The organism is Rickettsia akari str. Hartford (assembly GCF_000018205.1).
In the GTDB taxonomy this organism is placed as follows: domain Bacteria; phylum Pseudomonadota; class Alphaproteobacteria; order Rickettsiales; family Rickettsiaceae; genus Rickettsia; species Rickettsia akari.
The window spans coordinates 209,383-230,416 of record NC_009881.1; the positions used below are offsets into that span (position 1 = coordinate 209,383).

The following is a 21,034-nucleotide window of genomic DNA, read 5'->3' on the forward strand; positions in this document are numbered from 1 at the left end:
AATTATTCAACAACCTTTGGAGTGATAAAATATTTTACTTCTTTAGCAAGCTGCGCACTATTTCCGCTTACATTATCAAATAATTTGTTTGATAAATCAGAACTTGTAACGGCGTCCTCTCGCATTCTAGCATTCATATTAGACACTGAGGTTAGAGGCTCTATATCTTTGCAATCTATTTCATTTAAAATATCGATCATATCCATAATAGTGCCAAGCTGAGTAGAAAATTTTTCTACAGTATCTTTTTCAAATTTTAATCTAGCTAATTTTGCTATTTTTCGTGCTTCTTCTTTTGTAATCATAGTTTTATTATTTTGAGTAGTAGAATATAATGTTATTTACGTGAAGTCTTGCTTGCGTAGCTACGATGTCATGCCTGCGACTTGTACGCTAGATCTTCGATATAGCCTGTGATCCAAGATTCTATAGCCAATTTTATTCCATGAAGCCATAAAAGCTAATTAATTATTTTTTCTAAAACTATCTTATTATCAAAACCACCATTAACTTCCTTTTTTTGTTTTTTTAATATATCTTGTAGTTTATAGCCATTAATATTACAGATTGTTTCAGGTACTTCTAATATATACGCAACTTCTTCCATATACTCATCTTGTAAAAATTCCTCTACTTCTTTTAGTAGTTTATTTTTTAATAATTCTTTATACTCATATGATTCAGCAATATGAGCAACTGGTATCCGCCTGATTTTAAGATAATTTATGGAATTAAATCTCTAACTAATTTTGTCAGTATAGAGCCAATTTATGTCATTCTCTCGTAGCATTGTTGCGTGGACCGGTAAAATCAATTTTGTCACCTAGTGCGCCTGACCACAGGATGACATGTGTAACATTATCAAACAGTCATTATGTCTTGTTCTTTTTGTTTTATTGCCGAGTCAACTTTACTGCTATATTCATCAGTTAACTTTTGTACTTGTTCAGATAAGTTATGATGCTCATCTTTTGCAATAATATTATCCTTTTCTAGCTTTTTAAGTTCTTCATTGCCATCTCTTCTAATATTACGTAATGAAATTTTAGCATCCTCACCGTATTTATGAGCAAGCTTTACCAGTTCTTTACGTCTTTCTTCAGTTAAAGCCGGTATCGGTAGTCTGATTAATTGACCGTCTGTTGCTGGAGTTAAGCCAAGATTTGCTATAGTAATCCCTTTTTCTACTGAGGATACCATAGATTTGTCCCAAACCTGCACGTTAATTGTTCGTGCATCAGGGGTGGATAGAGAAGCAACTTGTGAAAGCAGCATTTTACTACCGTAAGCTTCCACGGTTACGCTATCAAGCAAATTAACTGAAGCTCTACCGGTACGTAGCCCTTTAAGCTCATGATCCAAAACTTTGAGAGCTTTATCCATTTTTTCTTGTAAAATTTTCTTTAACGTTTCTGTATCCATATTATTTGATCCGTATATTATTAATTGAGACATTGTGATGTATATTTGGAAATACCCACAATGTTACTCCCGCAAAGGCGGGAATCCAGTACTTAAAAAATACAAACATGGTAAGTTTTTAAAATCAAAAGCTCGCTTTATGCTGGATTCCCGCCTTCGCGGGAATAACATAAAGCGAGTCATGCAACAACACCATAAAAATCATACCACAATTCACACTACTGATTCCTCAATTGTCGTATATTCGCCTTTATCTTGTATTACTCTAGCAAAATTTCCTTGTTCTTTTATCGAAAATATTCTTATAGGTAATTTATTCTCTCTTGCCACTGCAATAGCTGCCGTATCCATGACTTGCAGGTTATTAGTTATAACATCTTTATAGTTAATAGTGCAATATTTTTTAGCATCAGGATTTTTTTTAGGGTCGGCATCATATACACCGTCAACCTGAGTTGCTTTTAATAACATATCACAATTCATTTCGATTGCACGAAGTACTGCGGCACTATCGGTTGTACAAAACGGGTTACCCGTACCACCGGCAAAAATTACTACACGCTTTTTTTCCATATGTCTTTTAGCTTTACGGCGAATATAAGGTTCGCACACGCTCATCATAGGAATAGCCGATAGAACTCTTGTATAGATATCTAGGCTTTCCATAACGTTCTGTAAAGTTAATGCATTAATCACCGTTGCAAGCATACCTATATAATCCGCTGAAGCTCGGTCCATACCTACTAGTGCTGCATTAATCCCACGGTAAATATTTCCGCCACCGACTACGATAGCGACTTCTACTCCTAAATCAATGACCTCCTTAATATCGCTGGAAATCTTTTTTATTACCTCATATTCATGCCCAAATTGCTTATCCCCCATTAAAGCTTCCCCTGAAACTTTAAGCAAAACTTTTTTATACTTTAGAGCATTTATATTTGATATCATTTCCTACTTCAAGTTGTTCTGTATTTTTTTAATCATTCTATCTCTTTGTAGGTCGGTAATCGATGATTTATTGAGTGCATGTACTAATAACATATTATTATTTATATCAAGTGTTACCGTACCAGGTGTTAATGTAATCGAGTTACTATAAATTACTTTACCGATTTCTTCTAGCCCTTCTGCATCAATCCATTCAAAAATCGGCTCTATCTCTATCTTTCTTTGCCAAATTATTTTGATAACCGAGAAAGCTGATTTCCATATTTCTAATAATAACCAGGGAAAATATAATATAAATTTAATTTTAGTGAGCATTAACATTGCCGGTTAATTTGATATTTGAAGTAAAAGGTATTAGTAGCATTATAAATACAAATAACAGTCCTATCATATTAAATATATTATTTATTGCAATTACAAAAGCATCATTATTTAATTTGTTTGCTAATAACAAATATGATGCTGTGTCAGGATGCAGCGCTTTTCCGCTTAATAATTCAGTATAAGAATCTAGGTATTCTAATGCAATTATAGAAGTAGACGAGATATTTTCCGATAAATATTGCATAAAGATTTTAGTATCATTAGTAAGTATAGTGCTGATTATTGCAAGCCCTACCGCTCCTCCTAAATTACGAGTAAGATTATAAAGCCCGCTAGCGTTACCTACTCGTTCTTTTGGCATATTGCCAAGCGCTACATTATTAGTCGGTATAAAACAAAACATTAAGGAAAGCCCTCTAACAACTTGAGGCAGCACAAAGGCAGCAAATTTAGAATCAGGTGTTAGAAAACTATTCAAATGGCATCCAAGAGCAAACCCTCCAAGCCCTATAATAAGCATCAGGCGTAAATCTACCCCTAGCCCTAACATCCTACCGGCAAGTGGTGCAGATAAAAATTGTGCTCCGCCCGTTACCATCATAGTAGCCCCGATTTGTAATGTATTATATCCGGCAATAGTAAAGAGAAATAGCGGCAATATATATACTGCCCCGTATAATCCAATACCCATAACGAATGAATAAAGGCAACCAAAAGTAAAGTCTTTATCAAGGAATGTTTTTAAATCTAAAATTGGATTAATACAGGTTAGTTCTCTAATGATTAATAGAATAAAACCTAAAGCTACTGCAATACTTAAGAATAATATTAAATTATCCTCAAGCCAACCTTTTTTATTTCCTTCTTCTAAAACATATTGTAATAAGCCGAGCGTTAAAGCCATTAATAATATACCGAGAAAATCAAAATTTTTCAGTAATTTATAATTTGGTTTATCAAAATCCCCATATAAAAATACTACCGTGCATACAAAAATACCGGGTATGACGTTTAGTACAAACATAAAATGCCATGATAAAATCTCTGTAATATATCCACCGAGTGTAGGTCCTAAAGTAGGGGCAACAGTTACGACAAGTCCAATTAAGATAGTAACAGTAGGACGTTGTGATGCAGGAAAAATTATAAAAACGGTACTAAAGACCGTTGGTATCATAGCACCGCCAAAAAATCCTTGTAATGCTCTAAAGATAATAATGGATTCAATATTAGTTGCAAGCGCACATAACACGCTCATAACAGTAAACCCTAAAGCTGCAATGAAATAAGAAACTCTAGTAGAAAGTAACCTTGCTAAAAAGCCGGTAATAGGAATAATGATAACTTCAGCTATTAAGTAAGATGTTTGAACCCAAGAAAGTTCATCGCTTGAAGCGGCAAGACCTGCAGCTATTACAGATAATGAGCTAGCGACAATTTGAATATCAAGTACCGACATGAACATTCCGACAACCATACCAAAAAAAGCAAACAATTGCTTTTTAGAAAGGGCAGGTGGTTGTAAATTATCATTTGACATAATTAAATTATACAGTTTGCATTAAATAAAGTTAATAAGTGACATCAAAATATATGTTTAAAATAAAAAATTGTTGTACAACTTTTAATTTTTAATCTAACTATTTATTAGGATATAAGTAGACAAGACCTATGTATAATCGTTTTATTTATATTTAGCAAATAATAAATATGTAATTGATTTATTAAAAAATATTTACTACAATGCCAAGATTTATTAACTATAATTGATTTATCAATATGCAAAGTCCAGCACAAAAAGTGATATCTTTTTCAGAGCATAAATCTGATATAGAACGCATAACGAAATCAATAGAAGAAGGGTGGGCGATAGTAAAGCTAGTACCTAATAAAGACCGTTTTATCGGACTTTTAGAAAAGATTTCGCATGCTGAAGATGAAACAATCTATATTCCTCCAATAAAAAAGATAATAGTTAATTAATACAAATAGTGAGTTATTACATAATCTGCTATTCGGCTAAAAAGTTGAATATAAAAGGTGAAAGGTAGATTCCATCTTTTATACAAAGCTGAGTATATATTATTTTTTAGCAAAAACTTGTAATTCTTTACAAAGTATAATAGAATTGCCTAAAAAGTGATTTTGTTTATACTTTTCTTAAAAAGATCTTATTATCATTCGCGTGTAGCATTATTGTGTGGACCTGTAAGACCCATTGTGTCACCTAGTTCGCTTGACCATGTAGTCCATAAAAACAATAAAAAAGACTAAGGTCCTTGCTATCTTATTCTCAATCTTCTGCTCTAACCTCGACAAAGCATTGTCATTTACTTCCTTTATTTCTAGTTCCGTGAGTTGCTCTATTGTTATTTAAGGCTTGTATCTCTTTTAAATAAGGTGATTTTATTTTTTTAGATAAGGTATTACTTTTTCTCTTAGTGCAGATATCATAATTGCTATATTAACTAAACAAGAGTATGTATAAATATGAACACAACTTTTATCTAGATTTATAAATGTTTTAATAAATGGTAATATAATATCAAAATCTATTTTTTTTAAATCTGATTACTATATAAATCAATCCTTGAAAAGCAGTTTTATATATTTATTCACTTGCTTTTGTTGCAAGAAAATGCAGGTACACCTCTAATGCTTCTTTAAATTTAAAGAATTTTGACAAAAACTTAAAATAAACTCTATTTTTTCTTCATCATTATTTAAGTAGAGCATTAATGTTTTATCTGTATATCTCGTTAAAATTTTTCCAGTCAAAAAATCAATTCCATTTTTAAAATATTCCAAATAAATCTTTCTTCTTAATCTTATTACATGGTAAGTAATCTGCTATAAGGTATCTTGAGTTTCATATGATATTCTCTCATTTTTACTATTTAAGTTGTTGAACAAAATTAGGTAATATTAATTTTGCTTTAATATTGCTAAACCTAAAAGCTAAGATTCTTAAAGTTTGAAGTGCCGCAGCTTGTATTAATGTGCCGATTTGGGATGAACAATCAATCGCCTTTAGTCGAATGTAAGATATAATGAAGTTGCCTTGGCGGACGAATTTATAAAGAGATATGAGAAGTTATAGAAAAAAAATAGCCATATCCAGTATGATTTAAAAGTACACAATATGTGGGTACCAAAGTATAGCAAGAGTGTATTAACGTGAAAGGTAGCGAAGAGAGATCTAGAGATTTATTTAGGAGTATTTGTATGGAACATGAAGTACAGATAATTTCAGGCAAAGTAGCTTGTGATCATGTTCATATGTTTATCTAGTATAGACCGCAAATAACACCTAGCAAACTTGTGCAGTATTGAAAATGCAGTAGCTCAAGAATATTATTGCAAGAATTTGCTTATTTGAGAAAGCAGTATTGGGGCAATCATTTTTGGGCTAGAGGTTATATGGCAGTTAATTTGGGTAATATTACTGATGAAATGATACAGCAGTATATTGATGAGCAAGAAGGTGAAACTATTAATGATGACCTATTTCTAATCGATTACACTTCTATTTATAACATCTCAGCTTATAGCCGAGAGTTGTTTAGTTATTCAGGATGATTTTAATTTTTAATAATACAATCCATTGCTGCATCATAATTTTCATAATGCCCTACACTTATTATATAATAGAAAGATTTTTCCCATTTTGGAAGATTAATCACATCAGATTGCTTAATAAATGCTTCTTCGTTAACTATCATAACTAATGTCATTATTGTATCATTTTACCATTATATTTTAATAACCATTATTTATATTTTTCAGGTAATCTAGCTTGAATCAATTTTTCAAAACTTTTTATTGTTTCTAAGTGAGTATGTACTTCCGTTTATTTTATTTTTTATCATTATTAGTATTTTAAGTTATTTGTCTGGATACTGTGAAAGGAGCACGGTATGACACGAACGCGTTAGGTTCTACACGTCTATCACAAAATATGGCTATAGTTTTATTTAGAAAATGGTGCCAATGTGGGGATTTGAACCCCAGACCTACGCATTACGAATGCGCCGCTCTACCAGCTGAGCTACATCGGCTGAAATGTAGTTATGTTATTTGTGATATGTCATTCCTGTGAGGTATTGTTGCGTGGACTGGCTTTGTTGTCATTGCAAGAAGAATTACATAGTAATTCGACGAAGTAATCCAGTCAAAAATCCTGATTTACAGAATGTTTTTAATTATTTTTTGGATTGCCACGTCGCTTTGCTCCTCGCAACGATGATTTGGCACCCATGCAACAACGTAGACGAGCCACGAGGTGACAATGAAGCGTTTTTATAAATGCGTCGAAAACCTTAAATGGAAGTGCTGCGTATCATCGTATTTCTTCTTCTTAACCGGGAAGCCCCAATCCATTCTAATCGGTGCAAAACGTGTTACCCAAATAAAGCCGAAACCAATGGAAGTTCTAAGCGATTTGTCGTTATAAAAACCGTTTGGAGTTTTATATTGTTTCTTATTTAGACCTACCCCCCAAACACTTCCTAAATCCATAAAGACTGCACCGGTTAAATTAAATTCCTCAGGTACAGGAGTAGGAAAATTAAGCTCTGTTGAGAATGTATAATACCTCTCACCGCCAAGCCCTTCATTAGTGTTTTTTTCACGAGGTCCGACACCACCGCTTGCAAAACCTCTTAAACTATAATCACCTAAATTAAAACGATCTGAGATTCTAACGATTTTTCCTCCAAGCCCTGCAATATCACCACCGGCAGCAGATAGTTTTAAAGTAAGCTTGTTATGTATGAAAGATTTATAATATTTACCGTCAACTTCATGTTTTATATATTTATTATCGCCTCCAACGCCAGCAAATTCTTGCGTGCCGCTTATCAAATAACCGTTCTTTGGAACAATTTTACTATCGGTTTGATCATAAGTAATAGTATGTCCTATAGCAGAAGTGATAAATCTTCCCATTTGCTCATTTAAGAATATTGAGCTTGATTGGGATGGGGCACTTAAAATATCACGTTTGATTAAATAATCTATTTCGTGACCTAAAGTTTCTTTAATTTCATAACCAAGAGAGATTTTGACTCCTGTAGAGTTTAATTTATAGTTTTGATCTGTTGTATTTAATACACTGGCACCGCGCCCGGTATAGTTTCTAAATGCGTTTACACCAAGTGATAAATCGCGATCTAAAAAATTGGGTTCAGTAATACCGCCATAATAGCTTGTACTGTTTTTACTTACTTGTACACCGGTGTTAAGAAGTTTACCGGTACCGACCAAATTACGCTCTAGGAAAGAGAAACGTCCGAATAAACCACCGGCAGTATTATATCCTAAATCAAAACCTATAGAGGAAGTAGATTTTTCATCAACTTCAACATCAACATCATATTTATCTTTAGCTTTAGTCGGAGCCAAGCTAATTGCTACTTTCTCAAAATAATCTAAATTTCTAAGATTACGCTCACCTTTTTCAATATATGAACGGTTAATTATGTCACCTTCTTCTGTTTTAAATTCTCTTCTTATAACATAGTCTTCGGTTTTAAGGTTATTAATAATATTAATTTTATTAATATAAACCTTATCGGCTTTCTCAATAATAAATTTAATATCTGCAGTATGATTAGCATTTTTTATTATATCCGGATAAACATTTACAGCATGGTAACCGTTTGCCGTAAAATATTCTCCGATTTTTTTAGCCATATCATCAACCGTTTTCATATTGAAAACCTTACCTTGCTTAATAGTAACAATTTTATTAAGCGATGTTATATTTATATTAGGTAATTTATTGTCTATCGTAACATTACCGAAGCTATATTTTTCTCCCTCGTCAATGGAGTAGGTAATGGTGAAATATTCTTTAGTATTATTGAGTTCTGCCGATGCTGAAATTACTCTAAAATCTGCAAAACCTACAGATTGATAAAACTCTCTCAGTAATTCTTGATCATATTCCACTCTATCAGGATCGTACGTATCGTTACTTTCTAAAAAACGAAACCAACGAGATTCTTTAGTTAAGATAACAGATTTAAGTTCTGAATCACTATAATTTTCATTACCACTAAAATAAATATACTTAATAGCGGTTTTTGGCCCTTCTGCTATATCAAAAATAACCTTAACTCTGTTGTTTTCTAAATGTTCGATTTTAGGTGTTACTGTAGTAGCAAAACGTCCGCTACGTTTATAAATTTCTAATATTTTTTTTACGTCTAATTCGATTTTAGCTTGGCTAAGAGATTCGCCAGACATTGTATAAATTTCTTTAGCGAGCATATGGGTTTTGATTTTAGAATTACCGCTAAATACTACACTACTTATAAAAGGAGTTTCAGTAACGCCAACTATTAAATTACCCTCATTTGTTATATGCATATTTATATTTCTAAAAAGTGAGGTGGCATATAAACGTTTTATTGCCTCATCTTCTTTAGAATTATTATAGGTTTCTCCTACCTTAAGCTTTAAATAGCTCTCAATAGTAGAACGCTCAACCCTATGGTTACCTTCGATAGTTATTTTATGAATTACAGAGTCAGCTAATGCAATATGATAATAAAAAATTGTTAATAATAAAATTGTTAACTTACTACTCATTGATCTGATTTTCACCTAAAACCTTCTTTAAGATTTAATTTAAATTTCTAATGTTATAAATACGATGTCATACCGGGGCTTGATCATGGTATCCAAAAATAATAAATTAGACACTGCGATCAAGTCGCGGTGTGACAAGAACTGGAGTCCCGCTTACGTGGGAATGACATTGAACACGTACAACAATACCAGCCACTCCACGGGATGACAGGTGCATTTAAACGTAATTAATGTACCCCACTATAGTAGATAATATAAACGAGAGCAAGCAAATCTATAATTTAGGAAAGTAAATTTTGTATATCGTTGAAAACAGAGAGTATAATAAGAAAAATTATTATTGCTGCTCCTAATTGTAACAAAATATTTTTAGTTTGAGGATTCGGTAATCTATCGGTAATTGCTTCATAGATTATAAATATCAAATGTCCGCCGTCAAGCACCGGTATAGGTAGTAAGTTCAGTAATCCTAAGTTAACGGAAAGCATAGCTATAAATAATAGATACATTTGGGTTCCACCCGCTATAGATTTTCCTGACTCTTTAGCAATAGCTACCGGCCCTCCTATCTCATCTAATGAACGTTTTCCTACAATCATTTGCGATATTGCTTTTAGAGTTAAAGCGGACATATCTATAGTAGTATTAATAGCTTCCCAAAATCCTCTTAAAATTCCTATTTTAGTATGAATAGGTTCATTTTTAGCTATAATACCGATGTGAAGAGTTTTCTTAACTTTCTTTTCTTCGTGAGGCGATATAATTATTTCTTGAGGCATTATATTAACAGTAAATTCCTCACTTTTTCTTTCTATAGTTAAAGTAGAAGAGCTAAAGCCGTTAATTAATATTTCTTTCTGTACGTCCACGAAATCTTTAACAGATTTATTGTTAACCTTAACAATTTTATCTCCTTCTCTTAAGTCTGCTCTTTCTGCCGGTGATAAAGCTACTACATCGCTTATTATAGGAGGAATCTCGGTTTTTCCAAAGTAACAATAAAAACCTGCAAATATTATTATGGCAAGTAAATAATTAATTAACGGACCTGCCGCAACTATTAAAAAACGTTCTAAACAAGATTTAGCATAAAAAGCTACTTTTTCGTTAACTTCTTTAGTCTGCTCCACAAGGCTGCGATCATAGCCGTAAATCTTGACATAACCACCAAGAGGTATAAGACAAATCTTCCACCTAACTCCTTTTGTATCGGTAATGCCTATTAGTTCTTTACCGAAACCTATCGAGAAATCTTCAACTTTTACATTGAAATATCTAGCAATACAATAATGCCCAAATTCATGGATAAATACCAAGATGCTGATGGTTATAATAAACCCGATTATAGATAGCATAAAAATTTTATAAGTTTACTAATAAATTAGTTTAAGGTATAAATTGTAAGGTTATAGATGTCATTGCGTTGTTGTGATTGCTATTGTTACTGTTTGGTGATGTAATTCCCGCTTAGGCGGGAATGACATCAAGCCATCTCATACTCACAATAACGAAAATTAAATTTTAAATTGCTTTCTTTATGAGTTCAAATAAAATTAATAAAAAATCGATTGCACGTATTGCAGCAGTGCAAGCTATTTATCAAAACATATTGCAAAATAACGACGATATGGATGATATCATGCAAAATGTACTTTCTTTTTATCGAAATGATAGTTCTATAACAAATTTAACGGGCAATTTAAAAATATCATTAAGTATAAGTCATTTTAAAATCCTGGTAAAGTCAGTATTTGAAAATATTAATAAACTAGACGAAATTATCGACAATCATTTGACAAATGATAAAGATCCCGCACATATGCCGATCTTACTACGAGCTTTATTGCGTGCTGGTATATATGAGCTATTGTTCTATCCTACTACGCCTGCTAAAGTAGTAATTAACGAATATACGGATATAGCAAATGATATGTTAAATGGATACGAGATCGGTTTTGTTAATTCGGTATTAGACACAATAGCCAAAGAGAAGAATAAAATTTCATGACAAATAATTTAAGCGGCTATAGAAATAAATTCGTTAGAGTTAAGACTTCTAAAAAACGTACTGTTTCTTCTGGTAATTGGCTTAGACGCCAATTAAACGATCCATATGTTGCAAAAGCACGTATAGAAGGCTTTAGGTCGAGAGCGGCATATAAACTACTTGAAATTCATGAAAAATTTAAACTTTTTACTCCTAATATGAAAATTGTTGATCTAGGAGCAGCCCCTGGGGGATGGAGCCAAGTAGCTTCCAAGCTCATTAAAGCTTCGGATAATAGCCTCAATAATAAAATAATCTCTATCGATTTGTTAGAAATCGAACCTATTATCGGAGTTGAGTTTCTTCAAAAAGACTTTTTTGAAGAAAATACGGAAGAATTAATTATTCAGGTTTTAGACGGTAAAGCTGATATAGTAATGAGTGATATGGCATCAAATACCACAGGTCATAAAGCTACAGACCACATACGAACCTTACTGTTATGTGAGCAAGCTTTTGAATTTGCTTTAAAAGTATTAAAGCCATCTGGTCATTTTATTGCTAAAATTTTTCGTGGCGGTGCAGAAAATGAATTATTAAATAAAGTGAAGTGTGAATTTAAAACGGTAAAACATTTTAAACCTTCGTCCAGCCGCAGCGAATCTACAGAAATATATTTAGTTGCTATAAATAAAAAATAACATATATAAATTTACTATATATATGTTATTTTTTTATTTAACATACTAGATGATAATTACTTATATCCCCCGTTGTTTTGACTTCCTGAGCATATTCTTGACTGCAGCTTTGAAAATTATTATATATCTCAACTAAATTAGCTCCGGTTTCAGTTTCAACTATTTGATTATATAAATTTTTTTTAAAATTTAGAGTATGTTTAGCATATTTTTGTGTTTCTGTTTCCCAATCATCTATGGTCAAAGTAATATTCTGTTTCAAATCAGAAAAATTAACAAGCCCATGCCTACTGATCCCGGCTATTATTTCCTCAAAGCCTTCGACTATTCCATTAATTCCTAGATATTTTATAGCTTTTTGCTTGGCAAAATTGTATAAATATGATGCCCATGCTTCTAATTGTGATAGTTCTGTTGTTTTACTAGGAAGAACCATTATTGTTTTCCCCAAATGCTTATTAGTAATATTAACAAGATTATGTTTTGCATTATATATTTTAGAATGGGTAGCTAGCTCCTCTATTGGAGTTGTTACTTTTTCTGTAAAGACATTTTTTTTGATGGCTCTTTCAATGATCGGTTTTGAGCCAGGGCTGTCAAAAGTTGTAGATTTATTAAAAGGTAGGTTACGAGAATGTATTTCTACCAAGCTTAAATCTGCATATATTGCTCCAAGTGAATGACCGCTAGTATTAAAAATATATTCTGTGGCTTTATTTAAGCCGCCTAATTTATTAATTACTTCATTAACAAATTCCTGAAGTGGAGTTAGTTTAGTAGGTAAATAATGAAGAGCGATTAGTAAGTCGTCTAGGAAATCAGATATATTGAATTTTGTACCGGCACTAGTAATATGAACTTCTTTAGTTTCTTTATTTATAAATGCAACGGCTTTATAACCATATTTAGCGGTGTTGACATAATCACATGAAGCAGTTAATATTTCCCAGCCGCTATCTGTTAATTGTGCATTGACCTTTGATGCTTCTAGATTATAAGTATTTAAATCATCTGTTTTATATGCGAGGTCTAACCCTATATAAGCAAGCTTTTTAGTACTAATATGTTTAGAATTTTTGTACTTAGACATATCTGCCTCTTTATTTATCGGTATTACCATAAAATGTGGTTTTTTCTAAAAAATGTCAAGTATTAATACTCATTAAACTTATTATTAAATAAAGGTTTACATTATAAACAAAACCATAAAACATGGTAATTAAAAACAAGGATATAGGCTATGTTGACATTATTAGTACGTAATTTATTCGTAAGTAATAAACCTATTACTTACGTATCTTTAATAGCAAAAGCAAAAGCAGATTATAGTTTTTATACGAAATTAGCATCAGGAAGCTTTCTGGCAGGAATAGGTAGTTTTTTTCATCTAGTAGTTGGCTAAGCAAAATACCTTTAATAACAGGGGCTTTTTTTGGTACTAGTTATTGGGCAAAAGGCATTATGGATAGTAATGAACAAATAAAGCTTTTTACTAAAGCTCATGAAGCAACTAAATCTGAAGAGTATTTAGCTACTTCGTCGTTAGGAAGTTTTGTATACGGTACTGCTGTAGATAAAAACGGTGTAGATCAATTGACTGGTAAATATATTGAAGGAACAAACGGTAAGATAATATCTAATGCAATAACTCGTGTACCAACCTTAAGTTTAACGGAAGACGGCGTTGGTTACAAGCATAATGGTGGTTATGAAATAGTAGAATCAACAGATCGTGCGTTATATCAGGAAATACCTGGCGTGAAAGGACAATATACAAATAAATTAGTTATGGATACCAGTATTCTTTCTTTACATGGTTGTATTATTCAGCAGTTAATACAAAATTGCTATTCAAGCGACGATATTGAAAAAGCTTTAAGTTTAGGAACTATTGAAAAGAGAGAAAGTTATAAAAATAAGAAATTAGCAGAATACAAGCCAAATTTGACAAGTACGCTATGGCATGGTACAGAGCAAGCTATGAAAAATAAAGAAGTAGAACTTTCACAAGAAATACAGAAATATGCCGCAATAAATGAAGCTTATAAAGCATTATTTAATTATCATACTTCCGGTACTAGCGAAGAACAAGAAGAGCAGTTTTATAGCCTTGATTATAATAATCTTAATGATGATCAAACTCAAATCTTAGGAGATGAGGGAGATGAAGGATATATATCTGATATTGCCTAGTCACTAGATACAAAATTTTCTAGAGAGTAATGTTATAGATCTATAACATTACTCTGTTTTATTTAATAACCTCTTTAGCTCTCTTTTCAAAAGCTATAATCATTTTTTCGGTTGCTTTGCTAAAATAAGTGCCGATTAATTTATCCAGTATTACGGATTTCATTTTAAAATCAATAAAGAATTTTAATTCCGTTCCTGCTGTGCATGGAACAAATTGCCAAGTACTTGTTAAATATTCAAAAGGTCCTGAAATAGCTACCGTATTAATCAAATATATTCCATCATCTGTTATTTCGCTTGTAACTCGTGAGTTATATTTTTCTGAAAAGCCTTTTAACTGAATTACTAATTCAGCAATAACCTCTTGATTGTTTGCTGAAATGATTCTAGAAGCAGAACACCAAGGTAAGAATTTAGGATAAGACTCTACATCCCACACCAAATCAAACAATTTCTGCAGTTGGTAAGGTAAAACCTTAATTTGCTCAAATGATGCCATAATATTAGAAATCAGTGACTTTACCTTTATGTTGCCAATCGTCGTATCTTGTCGGTTCTAGACCTTTCACACCGCCGATTTCTTTTGCTTTTGGTACAGCGTCATTCACAAAGCTTGATACAGGCGAATTTTTGGAGTTAAGTCTGTACTCACGGACATAAGTACGCTCCGTAGATTTACTCTTAAATTCATCCTGTCTGAAGCTTTCTGAATTTAGCTGTAAATTGTCTTCTTCTGATATATTATTATATTTTTCATTCGTCATGGTAATAATATGAGATTTAATCGTATTTATATTAATAGTCGTTTAGCTGAAAATAGCAAGATAGAATTAGCAAGTGATCATGTTCATTATGTTAAAACGGTGCTACGCCTTAAAGTAAATGATGGTTTGCGTATCTTTAACGGTACGGAAGGAGAATTTTTAGCACACATTACCGCTATAGGTAAGCATAACATATCGGTTAGGCTTAAAGAACAGTTAAAAAAGCCTTATACAGAATCTGCATTAACTCTTGCTGTTGCTATAATAAAGCAAGATAAATTAATGCTTGCAATAAATATGGCTACGCAACTCGGTATAACTAAAATTATTCCGTTAATTACTAGTCGGTGTCAATTTAGAACAGTAAATATAGAACGTTTAACGAAATGTGTTATTGAGGCTACAGAGCAATCAGAACGTCTTATTCCCCCGATAATTGAAAAAGCTATCACAATACAAGATTGTCTTAAAAAGCATAATAATTTTATGTTATATGCTAATGAACATGAAAAAGAAGAAAATTCTATATTACGAATTTCATCATTACTGGATAATAATATAGCTATTATTATTGGACCGGAGGGAGGTTTTACTAATGATGAACTGGAACTTCTTGCTTCATACAAGAATACAAAATCCGTCAGTTTAGGAAGTAATATATTACGTGCTGAAACAGCAGTAATAACTGCTATAGTACAAGTGAAGTTGTTAGGTCGTAATTGCGAGGAGCAAAGCGACGTGGTAATCCAGAAAAATAATAAAAAAATGCTATAAATTAGCATTTTTTACTGGATTGCTTCGTCGAATTACTGTGTAATTCTTCTCGTAATGACGAAAAGGTAGAGTTACTTCGCTTTCTCTATTACGGGTTTACAAAATAGTTGACCTAAATAAAGGCAAGCATATACAGCACAAAAGCCTATAATTATATAAAGTATTGTAACAATAATTGGAAATGAGCCAAATAAAAGTGTTACTAAATTAAAATTAAATAACCCGACTAAGCCACAATTTATAGCACCTATGGAAGATAATAAATGTATAGTAGTAAATAAGCGGATTATTAGAAGTATTTATTAACATATTTTGACCTCATATTCATTAAACGTAAAAGAATCATTTCTAATTTTGAGCTATATGTCTACTAAATTTTATAATTCTATAAGTTATTAATCCTTCTTAACAGTTTGATATATTAAAGGTATAACAAAAATTGTAAATATAGTACTGATGCTTAATCCTCCAACTATTAACAAGCCTATAGAATTACGAGCAGCAGCAACGGCTCCATCCGCAAAGACTAGAGGTAAAGCTCCGACTACAGCAGCCACGGTAGTCATAATAATTGGACGCAAGCGAAGTCTTGAGGATTCTATTATATCTTCTTGAAGATTTACTCATTTTTCTCTTAGTTGATTAGCAAATTCTACTATCATAATAGAATTCTTAGTAATTAACCCAATTAAAGTAATAAGTCCGATATTAATATACATATTAAGGCTATTACCGGGAAGCTAGAGAGCAAGTACACCGCCGGTTATTGAGAAAGGTACGGCTAGTAATATTAATAAAGGGTCAGTAAAGCTTTCAAATTGAGCTGCAAGCACTAAATAGATAAATACAAGAGCAAACACAAATGTAAGCATATTACTGTCTGCATCTCTCATTTGTTTAATCTCACCGATATATTCAATTATAGTATTACTAGGGTCGAGTAACTTAGCGGCTATTTTATTGATTTCATTAATTGCATCATTAATTTTTCCGTCAGGAGCAAGATCAGAAGAAATAGTAACGGATTTTGAATTATTATAATGACTATATGATTTTATTGATATTTTTTTCCGTAATATTAGCTATTGATTCAAGCGGTAACATATTATTATTTTTTGCTCTAATTGAAATTTTACTAAAATCGCTAATATTTTTGTGATCTTTTTGATTAAAGTGCAATATAACGTCATATAAATCATTACCCATTCTAAAATCCCCAATTTGTTGACCTGCAAGTAAATATTGTACCGTTTTGCCTATATTGGCCAAATCCATTCCGTATCAATAAGCCTTATCACGGTTGACTTCTATACTTATAGTCGGCATTGCTGATTGTAAATTTCTATTGACGTTTAAGAAAATAGGATTTGTTTTCATTATATCAATAAATTGTTGTGATATTTTATCTAAATCATCATATTTAAGGTTTGTTTGAATAGTAAACTCAATAGGACTACTTGCATTACCGCTAACCATTGAACGTGGATCCATAGCGAAAATCGACATGCCCGGTATTTCGGAAAACTGATTATTTAACATATTTTTAACAGTTGCTTGGGAACGAGAACGCTCACCCCAATCTTTTAACTGAATAAATCCAAAAACATTATCACTACCGCCTGCACCTATTACCATCAGATAACCTAATATATCTTGATAATTAGCAAGGATTTTTTCGGCTTCTTTCACTACTTTAGTAGAAGATTCTAAACTAGAACCCTCAGGACCTTTAAGAGAAACTTGTAAAAATCCATCATCTTTTTGTGGTACGAAAATTTTTTGAGTAAATTTAAAACTAATAATCAGCACTATAAATGATGATACAATAATGATCACAAATTTCTTTTTATTGTCAAAAGTTAGCTTGAGATAGTAAATAATATTTATTTTGAATAAATTGTAGAATGTCGTGAAACTTTACTAAGAATTTCGATAAGTCCGTATTATGTTTTGTAACCATACGACTTGACATCATTGGAGTTAAAGCAACAAATCCTGAAAACAAAACGCAAAATGCTACAGTCCAAGCAAATTCAATAAATAATTTTCCGATAAAACCCTCTATAAAACCGACGGGTAAAAATACGGCAGCAATGGTAATAGTCATAGCAATGATTGCAAAGCCGATTTCTTTAGAAGCAAGTAAAACTGCTTCCATGGGTTTATTCCCCATTTCATTATATCTAAAAATGTTTTCAAGCATAACTATCGCATCATCGACAACTAAACATATAGCAAGTATCATAGCAAGGAGCGTAAAGATATTAATAGAAAATCCAAAAATATACATTACGCTACAAGTACCGATCAACGATACCGGAATCGTCACAAACGGAATTAAGGTAATTTTAGCAGAAGCAAGAAATAAATATGTGACTAAAAATACTAATATTACAGATTCAAAAATTGTTTGAAATATCGCATAAATTGATGCTTTTACAGGGATTGCTCCATCATATGCGATATCCATGTGTATTCCTTTGGGCATTGATTCTTTAATTCTTTCTAGCTCTTTAGTTACTTCATTTGATAAATCTATGACATTAGCTTTTGATGCTTTTATAAGACCAAGAGCAATGGAGCTTTTTCCGTTATATCGGAAAATTATGTCCTCATCGTGAGAAGTGAAAGATATTTTCGCTATATCGCGTAATTTTATGATACCTCCGTTTTGTACTTTTAGCATAATATTGCCGAATTCTTCCGGTGTAGATAAAGAGCCTTCAAGCGTTACTATAAAATTATTACTTTTTGTTTTAATTATACCTATTGGCTAATCTTTATTTTGCTCTTTTATTGCAGATTCAATCTTCAATAAAGAAATTTTATGTTGATATAATTTTTTGGAATCTGGTTCTATTCTCATTATATATTCCCGATAGCCGTAAATTTGCGATTGTCCTAGGCTTTCAAGTTTATCTAACGGTCTTTGTAGATTATATTCGACGATCTTTGTCAATTCTAAATCGCTATATTGATCACTTTCAACACTTATGAAGAGGCTTGTCAAACTATCGGCATCAAGTTTTGCAACTGATGGGGCTTTCATATCTTGCGGGAACATATAAGTGATATCCGATATTTTAGAACGCACATCGTTTAATGCTACTGCGATATCGGTAGATAATAGAAACGATAAAGTAATACTATTTGCGTCTGTAGAACTTTGAGAAGTTATATAATCTAAGTTTTAACCGTCTTTAAAGCTTTTTCTATACGTGTCGTTATTTCTTTTTTCATATATGAAGCACCGGCACATGCATAATGAGCTTCGACGTTATATAATGGGCACTGAAATATCACGAGTTCCTCTAATTTGTAGTTTGGTAAAAATTGTCACAAGAGCTAGATAACCAAACTCAAAACTGTAGCAAAGACAGGGCGTTTAATACAAATTTCAGACAATAACATTGGATTTAATATATTTTGCCTTAAAAATTTTATTCTAAATTAATGTGAATAGCCGCATTATTACATAAATCTGCCATTTGGTTAGAAATATTCTATATAAAAAGTGAAAGATGGTTTCCAACTTATTATATAAATTAAGTATATATTGTTTTTTATGTAAAACTTATAATTTTTTACAAAGTAGAAAATTAGCTTTTGTAATTTACTACTGACAATAAATTAGGGTTTGAATGATAAATTTTCACTTTAGTTACTTGATTAAGATAGTCTTAACAGTATTACTGATGTAAAATGGCTACATTTTTTTATAAATTAATATAATAACGTATATATTTTAAACTTTGTAAATAACTGGTATTTGCAGTATGTGGGTAGTTTGTTATAATTAACTCACATAAAAAATATATTGATGTATATTATTGCCAGTTGTATATATTGTTTTATAAAAAAACATCAATACATATTAACCCATTAAAGGAGAGTTGATTTTATTATGAGTACACATAACAAAAGCGAACCAAAAAAAATGAATAAAACCGAATTTATAGCATTTATGACAGACCATGCTCATAATCATAAACATGCTTCACATAAAACATTAACAAAAGCTGATGCTGAGAAAGCACTTAATTTAGTTCTTGATAGTGTGATTAGTGCTATAAGGAGCCACTATAATATTAATATAACAGGTTTTGGTTCATTTGAAATACATCATAGAAAAGCACGTGAGGGCCGTAACCCAAAAACTGGAGCAAAAATGAAAATAGATGCTTACAATCAACCTACTTTTAGAGCTGGAAGAAAAATGAAAGAAGCTTGTAATTAAAAAAGTAACTTATTACAGTACTGATAGTTTCCAAACCACGTTATAAGTTTGCAGGGTGATACTAGAAAAACCGGCTCATGCAACAATGCTCTGCAAAAGCCGGAATGATATAGAACAATTCTTAACGATATTACAACCATTGATAATTGAACGCCTAAAGTTTAACTTAAAGCATAATAAGCTATATCATAGTTGGCTTATCGAAGCTGAAAATATAGAGCAAGCTTTAAAAGATTTAGAAGATTTCGTATATAGTACGCTTTTTAAGAATAGCATTCCGCTTGAAAACAATCCTGATTATCATTTTATCTCTAGAGAAACTTCATATACATCTAATGCTAAAAATATTTCTATTGAACAAATAAGAAAATTACAAGACTTCTTAAGTAAAACTTCTGCAATCTCAGGTTATAAAGTTGTAGTAATTTATGCGGCAGATCTTATGAATTTGAATGCAGCGAATTCATGTTTAAAAATTCTTGAAGATGCACCAAAGAATAGTTACATTTTTTTAATTACTTCAAGAGCTGCAAGTATTATATCTACGATTAGATCAAGATGTTTTAAAGTTAATATTAGATCTACTCTACCTCATGCTCGAAATGACTTATATCTTCAGTTTATTCAACCGATAGCAGATAATGAAACATTAGATTTTATTCATCGTTTTACTAATAAAGACCGAGAATTATGGCTAGATTTTATTGACAATTTATTATTATTAATGAATAGAATGCTTAAAAAAGCTGCTAACGTTAATATTGAACTGCTAGATTTAGAAAATAAGATTTTTAATAAATTATCAAATAAGCATCCTTCCTATTTACTACAAAAATTTACCGGTATAAAAAAGTTAATATATAATACCATTGATTATGATTTGGACTTAAAAACAAGTTATATATTAGTGGTGAATGAGTTTACTAGTAATTAACACGACATCACTACGTTCCTTTCAATGTTATTCATAAAAGGCGTTATTGTATGGATAGGTAAAATCAGTTGTGTCACCCTGTGGCTCGACCACTTTGTCCATAAAAACAACTTGCAATACTAATAATTTTAGTATTTTTAACTGGATCCCGCG

Annotated in this window: 18 protein-coding genes, 1 tRNA gene and 4 pseudogenes; 8 read left to right on the forward strand and 15 right to left on the reverse strand. The window is 31.6% G+C overall.

All coding sequences use genetic code 11. The annotated features are described in order from the left end of the window. Positions 1 to 2: 2 nt before the first annotated feature. From gatC to A1C_RS01020, 6 genes are all read right to left on the reverse strand, one after another. Positions 3 to 305, reverse strand: coding sequence for an Asp-tRNA(Asn)/Glu-tRNA(Gln) amidotransferase subunit GatC (gatC, locus tag A1C_RS01000; RefSeq protein ID WP_012013416.1), 303 nt, complete (start codon positions 303 to 305; stop codon positions 3 to 5). A gap of 155 nt (positions 306 to 460) precedes the next feature. Next, positions 461 to 607 carry a nucleoside triphosphate pyrophosphohydrolase family protein gene (locus A1C_RS07575; protein ID WP_012013417.1) on the reverse strand — a complete coding sequence of 49 codons (147 nt, stop codon included), beginning with the start codon at positions 605 to 607 and terminating at the stop codon, positions 461 to 463. Between the two features lie 254 nt (positions 608 to 861). Then, complete coding sequence (frr, locus tag A1C_RS01005; RefSeq protein ID WP_012013418.1) at positions 862 to 1,422, reverse strand: ribosome recycling factor; 561 nt, start codon at positions 1,420 to 1,422, stop codon at positions 862 to 864. Positions 1,423 to 1,635: 213 nt separating this feature from the next. Continuing rightward, positions 1,636 to 2,373, reverse strand: a complete 738-nt coding sequence (gene pyrH, locus A1C_RS01010) for a UMP kinase (RefSeq protein ID WP_012013419.1) — start codon at positions 2,371 to 2,373, stop codon at positions 1,636 to 1,638. A 3-nt stretch (positions 2,374 to 2,376) separates the two neighbouring features. Beyond that, complete coding sequence (locus A1C_RS01015) at positions 2,377 to 2,694, reverse strand: monovalent cation/H+ antiporter subunit E (protein ID WP_012013420.1); 318 nt, start codon at positions 2,692 to 2,694, stop codon at positions 2,377 to 2,379. Beyond that, on the reverse strand, positions 2,678 to 4,237 hold the full coding sequence (locus tag A1C_RS01020) for a DHA2 family efflux MFS transporter permease subunit (protein ID WP_012013421.1): 1,560 nt from the start codon (positions 4,235 to 4,237) through the stop codon (positions 2,678 to 2,680). The genes A1C_RS01015 and A1C_RS01020 overlap by 17 nt, the downstream gene beginning before the upstream one ends. 239 nt (positions 4,238 to 4,476) lie before the next feature. Between A1C_RS01020 and A1C_RS01025 the strand changes: the two genes are divergently transcribed. Together A1C_RS01025 and tnpA are read left to right on the forward strand one after the other, a co-directional pair. Then, the gene (locus A1C_RS01025; RefSeq protein ID WP_012013422.1) at positions 4,477 to 4,680 is read left to right on the forward strand and encodes a DUF2674 domain-containing protein; all 204 of its coding nucleotides are present in this window, start codon (positions 4,477 to 4,479) and stop codon (positions 4,678 to 4,680) included. Positions 4,681 to 5,783: 1,103 nt separating this feature from the next. Continuing rightward, a pseudogene (gene tnpA, locus A1C_RS06455) lies at positions 5,784 to 6,276 on the forward strand (IS200/IS605 family transposase). Between the two features lie 2 nt (positions 6,277 to 6,278). Here the strand turns inward: tnpA and A1C_RS07580 are convergent. The 4 genes from A1C_RS07580 to rseP form a co-directional block, all read right to left on the reverse strand. After that, positions 6,279 to 6,431 (reverse strand): hypothetical protein, encoded by a 153-nt coding sequence (locus A1C_RS07580; protein WP_012013424.1) that lies wholly within the window; start codon positions 6,429 to 6,431, stop codon positions 6,279 to 6,281. A gap of 248 nt (positions 6,432 to 6,679) precedes the next feature. Next, positions 6,680 to 6,755, reverse strand: a tRNA-Thr gene (locus A1C_RS01035). Positions 6,756 to 6,996: 241 nt separating this feature from the next. Then, positions 6,997 to 9,306 carry an outer membrane protein assembly factor BamA gene (gene bamA / locus A1C_RS01040; RefSeq protein ID WP_041816741.1) on the reverse strand — a complete coding sequence of 770 codons (2,310 nt, stop codon included), beginning with the start codon at positions 9,304 to 9,306 and terminating at the stop codon, positions 6,997 to 6,999. Between the two features lie 266 nt (positions 9,307 to 9,572). Then, entirely contained in the window at positions 9,573 to 10,646 is a 1,074-nt protein-coding gene (rseP, locus tag A1C_RS01045) for an RIP metalloprotease RseP (RefSeq protein WP_012013426.1), read from the reverse strand. Between the two features lie 182 nt (positions 10,647 to 10,828). On the opposite strand from rseP, the gene nusB reads away from it, so the two are divergent. Together nusB and A1C_RS01055 are read left to right on the forward strand one after the other, a co-directional pair. Continuing rightward, the gene (gene nusB, locus A1C_RS01050; protein WP_012013427.1) at positions 10,829 to 11,299 is read left to right on the forward strand and encodes a transcription antitermination factor NusB; all 471 of its coding nucleotides are present in this window, start codon (positions 10,829 to 10,831) and stop codon (positions 11,297 to 11,299) included. Next, the gene (locus A1C_RS01055) at positions 11,296 to 11,979 is read left to right on the forward strand and encodes an RlmE family RNA methyltransferase (RefSeq protein WP_012013428.1); all 684 of its coding nucleotides are present in this window, start codon (positions 11,296 to 11,298) and stop codon (positions 11,977 to 11,979) included. Before nusB ends, A1C_RS01055 begins: the two co-directional genes overlap by 4 nt. Positions 11,980 to 12,016: 37 nt before the next feature. Here the strand turns inward: A1C_RS01055 and A1C_RS01060 are convergent, their stop codons facing one another. Then, complete coding sequence (locus tag A1C_RS01060) at positions 12,017 to 13,069, reverse strand: hypothetical protein (protein WP_041816809.1); 1,053 nt, start codon at positions 13,067 to 13,069, stop codon at positions 12,017 to 12,019. 150 nt (positions 13,070 to 13,219) lie between these two features. On the opposite strand from A1C_RS01060, the pseudogene A1C_RS01065 reads away from it, so the two are divergent. Beyond that, positions 13,220 to 14,172 (forward strand): annotated as a pseudogene (locus tag A1C_RS01065) (hypothetical protein). Positions 14,173 to 14,230: 58 nt separating this feature from the next. Here A1C_RS01065 and A1C_RS01070 read toward each other — a convergent pair. Together A1C_RS01070 and A1C_RS01075 are read right to left on the reverse strand one after the other, a co-directional pair. Further along, entirely contained in the window at positions 14,231 to 14,671 is a 441-nt protein-coding gene (locus tag A1C_RS01070) for a type II toxin-antitoxin system RatA family toxin (protein ID WP_012013432.1), read from the reverse strand. A 4-nt stretch (positions 14,672 to 14,675) separates the two neighbouring features. After that, a complete protein-coding gene (locus A1C_RS01075; protein ID WP_012013433.1) occupies positions 14,676 to 14,936 on the reverse strand; it encodes a DUF1674 domain-containing protein in 261 nt (86 codons plus the stop codon). 9 nt (positions 14,937 to 14,945) lie between these two features. On the opposite strand from A1C_RS01075, the gene A1C_RS01080 reads away from it, so the two are divergent. Then, complete coding sequence (locus tag A1C_RS01080) at positions 14,946 to 15,710, forward strand: 16S rRNA (uracil(1498)-N(3))-methyltransferase (RefSeq protein ID WP_012013434.1); 765 nt, start codon at positions 14,946 to 14,948, stop codon at positions 15,708 to 15,710. Between the two features lie 71 nt (positions 15,711 to 15,781). Here A1C_RS01080 and A1C_RS06465 read toward each other — a convergent pair. Next, positions 15,782 to 16,019 (reverse strand): annotated as a pseudogene (locus A1C_RS06465) (DUF378 domain-containing protein). An 86-nt stretch (positions 16,020 to 16,105) separates the two neighbouring features. Beyond that, positions 16,106 to 19,121 (reverse strand): annotated as a pseudogene (locus A1C_RS06160) (efflux RND transporter permease subunit). A gap of 493 nt (positions 19,122 to 19,614) precedes the next feature. Here A1C_RS06160 and A1C_RS01095 point away from each other — a divergent pair. After that, entirely contained in the window at positions 19,615 to 19,947 is a 333-nt protein-coding gene (locus tag A1C_RS01095) for an HU family DNA-binding protein (protein ID WP_012013438.1), read from the forward strand. 139 nt (positions 19,948 to 20,086) lie between these two features. Continuing rightward, the gene (locus A1C_RS01100; RefSeq protein ID WP_041816810.1) at positions 20,087 to 20,881 is read left to right on the forward strand and encodes a DNA polymerase III subunit delta'; all 795 of its coding nucleotides are present in this window, start codon (positions 20,087 to 20,089) and stop codon (positions 20,879 to 20,881) included. Positions 20,882 to 21,034: the final 153 nt, after the last annotated feature.

Coding starts and splice junctions, on each gene's coding strand:
- gatC (WP_012013416.1), bottom strand. CDS start 305: ATGATTACAAAAGAAGAAGCACGAAAAATAGCAAAATTAGCTAGATTA.
- A1C_RS07575 (WP_012013417.1), bottom strand. CDS start 607: ATGGAAGAAGTTGCGTATATATTAGAAGTACCTGAAACAATCTGTAAT.
- frr (WP_012013418.1), bottom strand. CDS start 1,422: ATGGATACAGAAACGTTAAAGAAAATTTTACAAGAAAAAATGGATAAA.
- pyrH (WP_012013419.1), bottom strand. CDS start 2,373: ATGATATCAAATATAAATGCTCTAAAGTATAAAAAAGTTTTGCTTAAA.
- A1C_RS01015 (WP_012013420.1), bottom strand. CDS start 2,694: ATGTTAATGCTCACTAAAATTAAATTTATATTATATTTTCCCTGGTTA.
- A1C_RS01020 (WP_012013421.1), bottom strand. CDS start 4,237: ATGTCAAATGATAATTTACAACCACCTGCCCTTTCTAAAAAGCAATTG.
- A1C_RS01025 (WP_012013422.1), top strand. CDS start 4,477: ATGCAAAGTCCAGCACAAAAAGTGATATCTTTTTCAGAGCATAAATCT.
- A1C_RS07580 (WP_012013424.1), bottom strand. CDS start 6,431: ATGACATTAGTTATGATAGTTAACGAAGAAGCATTTATTAAGCAATCT.
- rseP (WP_012013426.1), bottom strand. CDS start 10,646: ATGCTATCTATAATCGGGTTTATTATAACCATCAGCATCTTGGTATTT.
- nusB (WP_012013427.1), top strand. CDS start 10,829: ATGAGTTCAAATAAAATTAATAAAAAATCGATTGCACGTATTGCAGCA.
- A1C_RS01055 (WP_012013428.1), top strand. CDS start 11,296: ATGACAAATAATTTAAGCGGCTATAGAAATAAATTCGTTAGAGTTAAG.
- A1C_RS01060 (WP_041816809.1), bottom strand. CDS start 13,069: ATGTCTAAGTACAAAAATTCTAAACATATTAGTACTAAAAAGCTTGCT.
- A1C_RS01070 (WP_012013432.1), bottom strand. CDS start 14,671: ATGGCATCATTTGAGCAAATTAAGGTTTTACCTTACCAACTGCAGAAA.
- A1C_RS01075 (WP_012013433.1), bottom strand. CDS start 14,936: ATGACGAATGAAAAATATAATAATATATCAGAAGAAGACAATTTACAG.
- A1C_RS01080 (WP_012013434.1), top strand. CDS start 14,946: ATGAGATTTAATCGTATTTATATTAATAGTCGTTTAGCTGAAAATAGC.
- A1C_RS01095 (WP_012013438.1), top strand. CDS start 19,615: ATGAGTACACATAACAAAAGCGAACCAAAAAAAATGAATAAAACCGAA.